The following is a 9439-nucleotide window of genomic DNA, read 5'->3' as shown; positions in this document are numbered from 1 at the left end:
TTAAATTTAAAGATGATAAGCTAATTATATATGAGTTTGAGCATGCTATAAAAGAGAAGGCATTTGATGCTAAATTAAATCTTAGTGATAATAAAGACGATGCTTTAATAAAAAATGATAATTACTTATATATAAGTAAAAATATCTCTTCAAATGAGATAAATATCTATGAAGACGACAAGCTAAGCAAAGAGTTAAAAAGTGATGAGAAAACAAATAAGAGCTATCAAATTTATGCAAAAGAAGAGATCTCTAGTAATAATCAGTCTAATGCAGATAAAGATGATAAACTTGGTATAAATTTATTAAGTAAAGAGAATATGGATAAATTTATTAACTCTTTTAATGAATCAAAGAGTTTAACTAAAGTAGATAGTGGTATGTGGGAAGATGGGGATGAGGAAGTCTTAGTGAAAGTAGAGATAGGCAAAGAGATAGTTTTTCCACTAAAAATCAAGCCTTTAAATGATAGAGGCATGGAATATGACTGGACGCTTATGTTAGGAGACAAGGGCGAGAGCCAAGCAATATTTGGCAGAAATAGAAATAATGGCAAAAGACAACACGCCGCAAGAGATCTATATACAGATATGCCTTTTAAAAAGAATGTAGACATAAAAACATTTAAGTCAGATGTAGAGATAGTATCTATAGCTGATGGCGAAGTAATAAAGACTGGTAATTTTTACTGTAAAACCGATCACATAACGATACAATACGACACAGTAGAATTTGGTAGCTTTATAATAAGATATGGCGAGGTTGATCCTTCAAGAGTAAAAGTAAAAGCGGGTGATATGGTACGAAAAGGTCAGGTTATAGGATATTCTGGACTAATGATTGATAACGGTGATCACCCAAATATAGTTGATAAAAAAATAGTAACCATGCTTCACTTTGAGTACTTTACAAATGGAGCCAACAAAGATGATCCTTTAACTGTCACTAATGATTCGAACAATAAATTTAAAAGACGTAAGGATCTAGCAGACCCACTGGAAATACTAAAGGAAGGATACAAAAATACTTTTGGAGAAATATTATGAGGATAATCTTTAAAATAATCTTAGCTTTACTTATAGCTGTAAATTTATCATTTGCAACAGATGATTATATAGATGATTATTATGATAGCTGGAAGCAAAAGACAATATCAAAAAAGTTTTTGAGTCAAGGTTGCAAAACAATATCAAAAGACATTTGGAATGAAAGCAAGGTTTCCTATCGTCAAACAACTATATTAAATATATACAAAGAGCCTATTTTAAATTTATATGGCGACTACGACTTAAAAATTAAAGAAATACAACATCTAAAAAATCAAAAATACAAAGAGTGTAATAAAAATTTTTGTTACGACTTTGATTTTAAGTGGGTAAACAACAAAAGTCTTTTGGTACAACTACATTTTCATGCTGATAAATATTCTAAATCAAGCTGTGAATTATGGCTATATGAAGAAGAAGATGGTAGCGTAGATGTATATAGTTTTACGTCTAAAAATTTACCCGATTAATAATGAACGATATATTTATGAAATCAATCTTTAAAATAATCTTAGCTTTACTTTTAGCTGTAAATTTATCATTTGCCACAGATGATCATGATAATAGCTGGGAGAAAAAGACGATACCTAAAAAGTTTTTGAATAAAGACTGTAAAAAGCTTGCAAAGAAAATTTGGGTTGAAAGTATGGTCACTTACCGTGGAGATACAATATTAAATATGTACAAAGAGCCAATTTTAAATGCTCTTATTTATGAACCTCCTATAAAAGACATAGAATGTATGAAAAATATAAGATACAAGACCTATGATGCAAATAACTATTCTTATGATTTTGATTTTAAATGGATAAACAAAAACACTCTCTTGGTTCAGTTCTTTGACACTAATCCTGAAAATATCTGTGAGCTATGGCTATATGAGGAAAAAGACGGTAGCGTAGATGTTTATAAATTTACATCCAAGAATTTACCTGACTGACTTTAAACAATGTACTCATGAAAACGATCTATAAAATAGCTTTAATATCGCTTATGGCGATAAACATATCATTTGCAACAGATGATTATTATGATAGTTTGGAGAAAAAGACGATACCTAAAAAGTTTTTGAATAAAGAATGCAAAAAACTTGTAAAGAAAATTTGGAACGACGGTATGTATACTTATATTGGTGCTACCATATTAGATGTATGGAAAGACTATGTTTTAACGTTATTTTTTTCACCAAAACCAGAGCTAAAAGATGTAGAGCGTATGAAAGACACGAGATATATAGCTTATGGCACAGACAATCTAACTTATGATTTTGATTTTAAATGGATAAACAAAAACACTCTTTTGGTTCAATTATTTACCCCTAAAAGTGAGCACAATCCTGATAGCAGTTGTGAATTATGGTTATTCGAAGAGAAAGACGACAAAGTAGATGCATATCATTTTATATCTTGGAATTTACCTGACTAATAAATTTGATAAAAGAATAGAAGATGCAACCTAAATCTATATTATTAATGAGCTTGATGATAGGCTTAAATTTATAGCTTTTGAACCATAATTTTACATTTGTGTATCCAGATAATTTTATACCCAATTACAGTCTACCTACCATAGAAAATAGCAATATTGACAATATAAAGGAAACTAGATAAAAAATTTTATTTATATTTTTTATAGTGGTTTGCACAAGTCTTTACATACAAAACAGATACCATAAGTATAAATTTAAGTACAAAGCAGATAGCAAAAGATAAGATCAAATTTAGTCTAACCTATGAAAATAACGTATATAAAGATATTGTAAAAATATCTGGAGTAGCCAGGAATAAAAATATAGATCTTGACCCAGAGACAGATGATGACAAATATGACGAGAAACTAGCCTACTTTGCAGATGAGTACCTATATGAAAAAAATGGATGCTGCCTGGCGCTACGAATAGATACTGATGAAAACAAAAGAGCTATAGCAAATTTTGAAGCATGTGAGGCGATAAACAAAAAGCAATGGGTACCAAAAAATATGCTTGTATCAAAAGAGTGTTTTAAAGAATTGCAGCGATCAAAATAAATTTAAAAAGATATAAAGTATGGTATATTTTAGATTTTTCTTTTAGTTGGCTTATTTTTTACTTTTTTTCAAAGCCAAAGAGATAAGCAAGAATATCTTATACAAAAATGCAAATAGACTCGAAACAGTTTTTAGAAACAAATTTAAAGATAATCCAAATAAGGCAGACGAATTTATTGCCTTTAAAGAAAAGGATAGACCTAAAGCCATAGCCAACTATGTTTATAGCGATAAAAATGGCAATCAAGGCGGAGACGATGGTTGGAATTTTATAGGCAGGGGCTTTTTTCATTTAACTGGGAGAATTGGCTATTCAAATTTCAATAACTATATTAATAAAAACTTTAATACTGAAGATAATACAGTAGAAAATCCAACTTTAGTAGCCGAATATGGAAAGTACGCGATAATGAGTGCTGCATGGTTTTGGCTTTCTAACAATCTACACAAAATAGCAGATGAGAGTAAAAATGACTCAAATAATGAAAATGTAGTGGATAAAATAACTTATGTTATTAATAGGGGGACCGACAACCAAAGCAAAAGAGATAGAAAAGAAAATTACACGAGGATTAGAAATGCTGAAATTTTTTAAATTTTTAAATAGTGCATTTTTATTAGTATCATTGCTGGCTTGCAATGGTATGGGAAAAGATGAAATACAAAATTTTAAATACAAAGACACATCTAACTATTATTTTAAAATAGGCAGCGATAGCTATTCTGTAAAGATTTTACGTAATTATAATGAGGACAACCTGGAGCGGGCGATAGACATAAAAGAGTGTGCCATTATTTACAAAGAGAAAATGAAAAAATGGAGTTTTTGTTACGACGATATGTCTATGTGGAGCGTTACGGCTAGTGGTAATATAATTGAGTTTAAAGGCGGAACCCAAGACAGAGACGGAAATATAGTAGATTTTTATGTACTTCTTAAAAAATTAGCCTTGGAATTTTATTTGTATGAGTACACTTGGAAATTTGGATATATAGATGAAACTACAAACGATGAAAAAATTAATAAAGTAGAAAATTACTACGTAGATCATGGTAAAAAGAATAGACTTTATATAAATCAAATCACTCCAAAAATTCTTAATGACATGAGAAAAAACTTTTATAAAAATAAGTAGTAATTAGATAATTTGAGTAACGTATTTAAAAGTAAATATATTAATAGGATAAAAATTTATATGCTTATAAACTCTTAATGTCTAGCAAAGCCACTAAAATATCGACTGGAGAATTCGAACAAATAGAAAATAGTGAGGTAACGGTAACTTAACGGTCATAGATGATCCAATTAGCATCAGAAATATTTTGCGAAAAGCAAATATAATAAAAGATTTCACTACAAATTCTGGTATCAAACTTGGCGACAAACAAGACCAAATTTTAAAGAAACTAGGCAAACCAAACGATCTGCAAGAAGAAAATGTCACCTCTATTGTCACCTACATCACTGAGCAAAATGAAAGCAAACTCTTACAAGAATTTGATATGCCACTCTACTACGAGAAATTCATCTTTTCTAATGGAGTTTTAAAAGAGTATGAATTTGGATTTGAATATCCGTGATATTCCGCAGATCAGGATATTAATTCCATAGAGTAGCAAAAGATATTTTACAGCCTAAAAGCGTAGAATTTCTACTCTTCATCCAAATTTATTTCAGGTAGTTTCTCTTCGATAAAGCTCTTATCTTTTTTGGTAGCTGACGCAACCTCACTAGCTTTTTTTAAAAGCCCATCAAGCCCTTGTCTTGCCAAACGCTCATTTAGCTGCTCTGGCGTATCTTTCACGCCATCAAGATCACTAAAATCATCAAATTCTTCATCGTCTTCTTTTTGGATCTTTATCTCGTAATCAAGCTTGCCATTAAGTCTAGCTAGCTCGTCGCTTATCGCAGTGCAAAAGACCTCAGTATATCCTCTGTGAGCGCAGTTTTTGGCTAGAAATTCACTCATCACGTTTAGGTGATTTATATAGTCATCTTGCAAGATATTTGCCTGTAAAAGCTCGAATTTTAAAAAGAGCCAGTAGGTGTTAAGCACGTCACTTTCGCAGTATTCGTTTATCTTATCAAGCTCGCCTGCGTAGTAAAGCTCAAGTACCTGATCGCCGTGCACGTCGTATTTACCTGGTAAATTTAAGCTAGCGCAAAGCGTATCGAGCTTTAGCCCTCTCACACTTCCAAAATCGCTTATAAAATCAAGCAGATCAAGGTGAAATTTAGGCGAATATCTGGCTCTATAGTTTTCCCATTTGTTTTTATTTAGCTCTTTATTTTCGCTCTCATAATATGCCGCCGCATTTAGGTTGTAGCGCATCGCACGCACCATTAGCATCGGCAGGTCAAAGCCACGGCCGTTAAAGCTAACAAGCCTTGGGTTATAATCATTTATAAATTTTAAAAATTTAGCGATGATCTCGCGCTCGTTCTTGCCCTCCATCGTGCTAACTTTTAAAAATTTGCCGTACTCATCAGCCATTACCGCAGAGATCGCGACTACTCTATGAAACATCACAGGCAAAAACTCACTACCACTGGCCTCTTTTTGCAGCGCCATCGCTTGCACGCTCACACCTTCATCGCTCCCATCAATACCATAAATTTTTCTTATCAAATTTGCATCAGGTATCGTTTCACAGTCAAAGACACAGATGTAACTTTTCGCCATTTTAGCCCTTTTTTAAGCATTTTTTTTTAAAATCATACCAAAAATTTATATCTAAAGTGATCAATGCAAAACAAAAATCAACTAAAAATAGCCATTGTAAAGCTATCAGCACTTGGTGACATTGTCCATGCGGCGATAGTGCTTCAGTTTATCAAAAAGCACTACCCAAATGCCCATATCACGTGGCTGGTTGATGCTCGTTTCGCAAGCCTTTTAAAAGATCATCCGCTTATCGACGAGCTAGTCGTTTTACCGCTTAAACAAAGCTTTAAACAAAGCTACAAGATACTAAAAACGCTTGGTAAATTTGACAAAGTGATCGATCTGCAAGGGCTTTTTAAATCAGCCGTCGTCGCAAAAATAATAGGCAAGCAAACTTATGGCTTTAGCAGAGAAAGTGTAAAAGAAAAGATCGCAGCCAGGCTTTATAGACATAAATTTAAAATTGATTACAACGAAAATATAATCATTAGAAATTTGGCACTTGTGGCTTTTGCTCTAAATTTTAGCTTTGAAGCAAGTGAAATTTTAGAAAAAGCGCCTTGCTTTGAAGCAAGTGAAATTTATAAAAACGAAAGTGGCAAAAAACGCGTTTTAATCGCTGCCTTTGCAAGCGAAGAGAGCAAAATTTATGACAAATTTAAAGATGTGATCAGACTGATTGATGGATGCGAAATTTACCTTTGCTACGGGAGTGAGAGCGAAAAAACAAGGGCTGAGGCGATCATTTCAGGCACCAAAGCAAAACTGCTTGAAAAACTAAGCATAAAAGATATGATAGATTTTATCGCGAGCTGCGATCTGGTAATCGGCAACGATAGCGGTCTAACGCACCTTGCATGGGCTGTAAATAGGCCTTCTATCACGCTTTTTGGTAACCGACCAAGCCACCGCAATGCCTACGTCACGGACAAAAATCTTGTCGTTGATATGGGCAAGGAGATAGATGCTAGAAGTATCGATAAAAACGACTTTTGCATAAGAGAAATTTACCCTGAAACGGTTGCAAATTTCGCAAAAAGGCTGCTAAATGGATAGGCTCTATCTAGCTGGCTTTTATACCTTGAAATTTCTTATATTTATATTGCCAAGCTCGCTTCAAAACCTGCTTGCTAAATTTTTAGCATTTGCGTTTATGAAGCTTAAAAAAAAGAGATTTCACATCGTGATGACAAATTTAAACCTCGCTTTTGGTGAGACAAAAACCAAAGAAGAGAAGCTAGAAATCGCCAAAAAATGCTACTACAACTTTGCAAAATATCTTGGTATAAATTTCATCCTCAATCAAAACACGACAAAACAAAAAATACTTAAGCAAGTTGTTTTTAAAAATGAGCACTTTTTGCTTGATGCGATGAAGTCTGGCCGGCCTATCATCGTCACGACTGCGCATTTTGGGCAGTGGGAGATATTTAGTCTGGCTGTCGCAGCTCATTTTGGGCCATCTTCAGTGCTTGGCAGAAAGCTTGATAGCAGTGTCATGGATAAAATTTTAAGGGCAAACAGAGCGCAGTTTGATGTGGAGCTAATCGACAAAAATGGCGGCGCAAAAGATATCTTAAAAGCTCTAAAAGCTAGACGCTTAGTTGGAATCTTAGTTGATCAAAACACTGCTCCACAAGATGGCATAAAGGTGCAGTTTTTTGGCAAAGATGTGCTTCATACGCCAGCTGCAAGCGTGCTAGCTCAAAAGACAAATGCCCTTATCATAAATGCATTTATCTACCAAAAAGGTGAAAATTTAAATGAAATTTGCTTTGAGCAGCCAATAGATATAAGCACGTTTGATAAAGAAGATGCCGTGCAAAAAGCGACGCAGATGCAGTGCAGCGCTTGCGAAGAGATGGTTAGAGCAAAGCCAGAAGAGTACTTTTGGTTTCACCAAAGGTTTAAGAGATTTTACGAAAATGAGTACAAATGCTAAGCGTTGTCATTTTGACTTTTAATAGCGAAAAGTACCTAAAAGAGGTGCTAGAGAGCGCTAAATTTGCTGATGAGATCATCGTGGTTGATAGCGGTTCAAAAGATAGCACAAGGCAAATTTGTGATGGCTTTGGCAATGTGAAATTTCACGAGCAAGCTTGGCTTGGATTTGGCGCGCAAAAGCAAAAGGGCGTGGATCTAGCCAAAAACGAGTGGATCTTTGTGCTTGATAGCGACGAGGTGATTACAGACGAGCTTAAAAATGAGATCATTAGCACGTTAAAAGAGCCTAAATTTATGGCTTACAACGTTGCTAGGCTAAATTTCTTTTTTGGCAAAGCGATAAAAAATATGGGGCTATATCCAGACTACACGGTGAGACTTTTTAATAAAAATTTTGCCAAATTTGATGGCAGAGCTGTGCATGAAAAGGTCGTTTTAAATGACGACTCACAAAGGCTTGGCGCGCTTAAAAATCACTTCTTGCACTACGCGTATGAGAGCATCGAGCAGTTTATAGCTAAGCAAAATCGCTACTCAAGCATGGGCGCAAAAAGAAATTTGCTAAAGGCGCTTACAAGCCCGGCTTGGACATTTTTTAAGCTTTACGTGCTAAAAGGTGGCTTTAAAGAGGGCTTTACGGGCTACGTTATCGCTAGACTTTACGCCCAGTACACATTTTGGAAATATATAAAATGAAAATACTTGTGATTAAATTTAGAAACATCGGCGACGTGCTTTTGACAACGCCGCTCATTGAAAATTTGCACCACTACTACCCAGACGCGACCATCGACTTTGCCCTAAACAAAGGGACAGAAGCGATGATAGAAGGTAATCCTTATATAAATAAAATCCACATTTACGATAGGCAAAGTGCAAATTCTGGTTTTTTTAAAAAGCTAATGACCGAGCTAAAATTTATGAGAGCGATCAAAAAAGAGAAGTACGATATGGCGGTGCAAACGACCACTGGAGACCGCGGCGTCATCATCTCAAAATACGCCAAGATCAAAAAGATAGTTGGCTTTTTAGGCAAGCATAAGGCGATAAATAAGCTTTTAAGCGTAAAGGCAAAATACTACGAAAATTTCTCCCACACGGTTGATCTAAATTTAAACGCGCTAAGGGCTTTGGGTTTTGAGCCGGTTAGTAAAAAAGTGAGCGTTTTTTCAGATGAGAGCGTGGAACATCTAAATTTACCAAAACGCTTTGTGCATATTCATCTAACAAGCCGCTGGATGTTTAAATGTGCAAACGACGAGAGCATGGCAGAACTCATCGACTACTGCGAAAACGAGCTAAATGTAAAAGTCGTGCTAACAAGCGACAACAAAGAAAATGAGCTAAATAAGCTTGCAAGCGTACTAAAAATTTGCAAGAGTGAGCCTATAAATTTAGGCGGTAAGCTAAATTTGAAACAAACGATCGCCCTATCAAAGTGCTCAAGCCTTTTTATCGGAGTGGATACAGCTATAATGCACATCGCTGCGGCAAATGACGTGCCAGTCATAGCCTTTTTTGGTCCAAGCAATGCTTTTGAGTGGGGGCCTTGGGATAACTCACTTATGGAAAATGGCTACACAGCGCAAAATGGCATACAAAGCATGGGCAAGCATATCGTCTATCAAAAAGATTGGGACTTTGTGCCTTGCGATAAAGAGGGCATAGCAAAGCATGGCATAGAAAAGACATTGATGGATTTTAGCGACGAAATGCCAAAAATAAAAGCCAAAATAAAAGAAATTTTAGGATAGG

The 9439-nt window shown here is 34.7% G+C and carries 12 protein-coding genes; 11 read left to right on the top strand and 1 reads right to left on the bottom strand.

Annotated elements, in window-relative coordinates; translation table 11 throughout:
• From F3G69_RS09415 to F3G69_RS01410, 7 genes are all read left to right on the top strand, one after another.
• Positions 1 to 1046 (top strand): M23 family metallopeptidase (locus F3G69_RS09415; protein WP_223155850.1); only part of this gene is annotated, 1046 nt, incomplete at its 5' end.
• Entirely contained in the window at positions 1043 to 1516 is a 474-nt protein-coding gene (locus F3G69_RS01435; RefSeq protein WP_103600640.1) for a hypothetical protein, read from the top strand. The genes F3G69_RS09415 and F3G69_RS01435, both read left to right, overlap by 4 nt.
• A gap of 17 nt (positions 1517 to 1533) precedes the next feature.
• The gene (locus F3G69_RS01430; protein ID WP_084041311.1) at positions 1534 to 1986 is read left to right on the top strand and encodes a hypothetical protein; all 453 of its coding nucleotides are present in this window, start codon (positions 1534 to 1536) and stop codon (positions 1984 to 1986) included.
• Positions 1987 to 2003: 17 nt separating this feature from the next.
• Positions 2004 to 2471: a hypothetical protein gene (locus F3G69_RS01425; protein WP_103600638.1), complete on the top strand. Its 468-nt coding sequence runs from the start codon at positions 2004 to 2006 to the stop codon at positions 2469 to 2471.
• A 649-nt stretch (positions 2472 to 3120) separates the two neighbouring features.
• Positions 3121 to 3669, top strand: coding sequence for a hypothetical protein (locus tag F3G69_RS01420; protein ID WP_149714197.1), 549 nt, complete (start codon positions 3121 to 3123; stop codon positions 3667 to 3669).
• Entirely contained in the window at positions 3653 to 4210 is a 558-nt protein-coding gene (locus tag F3G69_RS01415) for a hypothetical protein (RefSeq protein ID WP_149714196.1), read from the top strand. The genes F3G69_RS01420 and F3G69_RS01415 overlap by 17 nt, the downstream gene beginning before the upstream one ends.
• A 187-nt stretch (positions 4211 to 4397) precedes the next feature.
• The gene (locus F3G69_RS01410) at positions 4398 to 4655 is read left to right on the top strand and encodes a hypothetical protein (RefSeq protein ID WP_223155849.1); all 258 of its coding nucleotides are present in this window, start codon (positions 4398 to 4400) and stop codon (positions 4653 to 4655) included.
• A 71-nt stretch (positions 4656 to 4726) separates the two neighbouring features.
• On the opposite strand, the gene F3G69_RS01405 is transcribed toward F3G69_RS01410, so the two are convergent.
• Positions 4727 to 5758: a 3'-5' exonuclease gene (locus F3G69_RS01405; protein WP_149714194.1), complete on the bottom strand. Its 1032-nt coding sequence runs from the start codon at positions 5756 to 5758 to the stop codon at positions 4727 to 4729.
• Positions 5759 to 5821: 63 nt separating this feature from the next.
• Between F3G69_RS01405 and waaC the strand changes: the two genes are divergently transcribed.
• From waaC to rfaQ, 4 genes are read left to right on the top strand one after another with little or no spacing between them, the layout of a single operon-like run.
• Positions 5822 to 6796: a lipopolysaccharide heptosyltransferase I gene (waaC, locus tag F3G69_RS01400; RefSeq protein ID WP_149714193.1), complete on the top strand. Its 975-nt coding sequence runs from the start codon at positions 5822 to 5824 to the stop codon at positions 6794 to 6796.
• A complete protein-coding gene (locus tag F3G69_RS01395) occupies positions 6789 to 7682 on the top strand; it encodes a lipid A biosynthesis lauroyl acyltransferase (protein ID WP_149714192.1) in 894 nt (297 codons plus the stop codon). Before waaC ends, F3G69_RS01395 begins: the two co-directional genes overlap by 8 nt.
• The gene (locus tag F3G69_RS01390) at positions 7676 to 8380 is read left to right on the top strand and encodes a glycosyltransferase family 2 protein (protein ID WP_021083728.1); all 705 of its coding nucleotides are present in this window, start codon (positions 7676 to 7678) and stop codon (positions 8378 to 8380) included. Before F3G69_RS01395 ends, F3G69_RS01390 begins: the two co-directional genes overlap by 7 nt.
• On the top strand, positions 8377 to 9438 hold the full coding sequence (gene rfaQ / locus F3G69_RS01385; protein ID WP_149714191.1) for a putative lipopolysaccharide heptosyltransferase III: 1062 nt from the start codon (positions 8377 to 8379) through the stop codon (positions 9436 to 9438). Before F3G69_RS01390 ends, rfaQ begins: the two co-directional genes overlap by 4 nt.
• Position 9439: the final 1 nt, after the last annotated feature.

The sequence above is a fragment of the Campylobacter concisus genome (assembly GCF_902460625.1).
In the GTDB taxonomy this organism is placed as follows: Bacteria; Campylobacterota; Campylobacteria; order Campylobacterales; family Campylobacteraceae; genus Campylobacter_A; species Campylobacter_A concisus_AD.
This window is presented reverse-complemented; position numbering and strand designations above follow the sequence as displayed.

Coding starts and splice junctions, on each gene's coding strand:
- F3G69_RS01425 (WP_103600638.1), top strand. CDS start 2,004: ATGAAAACGATCTATAAAATAGCTTTAATATCGCTTATGGCGATAAAC.
- waaC (WP_149714193.1), top strand. CDS start 5,822: ATGCAAAACAAAAATCAACTAAAAATAGCCATTGTAAAGCTATCAGCA.
- F3G69_RS01415 (WP_149714196.1), top strand. CDS start 3,653: ATGCTGAAATTTTTTAAATTTTTAAATAGTGCATTTTTATTAGTATCA.
- F3G69_RS01390 (WP_021083728.1), top strand. CDS start 7,676: ATGCTAAGCGTTGTCATTTTGACTTTTAATAGCGAAAAGTACCTAAAA.
- F3G69_RS01430 (WP_084041311.1), top strand. CDS start 1,534: ATGAAATCAATCTTTAAAATAATCTTAGCTTTACTTTTAGCTGTAAAT.
- F3G69_RS01435 (WP_103600640.1), top strand. CDS start 1,043: ATGAGGATAATCTTTAAAATAATCTTAGCTTTACTTATAGCTGTAAAT.
- rfaQ (WP_149714191.1), top strand. CDS start 8,377: ATGAAAATACTTGTGATTAAATTTAGAAACATCGGCGACGTGCTTTTG.
- F3G69_RS01395 (WP_149714192.1), top strand. CDS start 6,789: ATGGATAGGCTCTATCTAGCTGGCTTTTATACCTTGAAATTTCTTATA.
- F3G69_RS01405 (WP_149714194.1), bottom strand. CDS start 5,758: ATGGCGAAAAGTTACATCTGTGTCTTTGACTGTGAAACGATACCTGAT.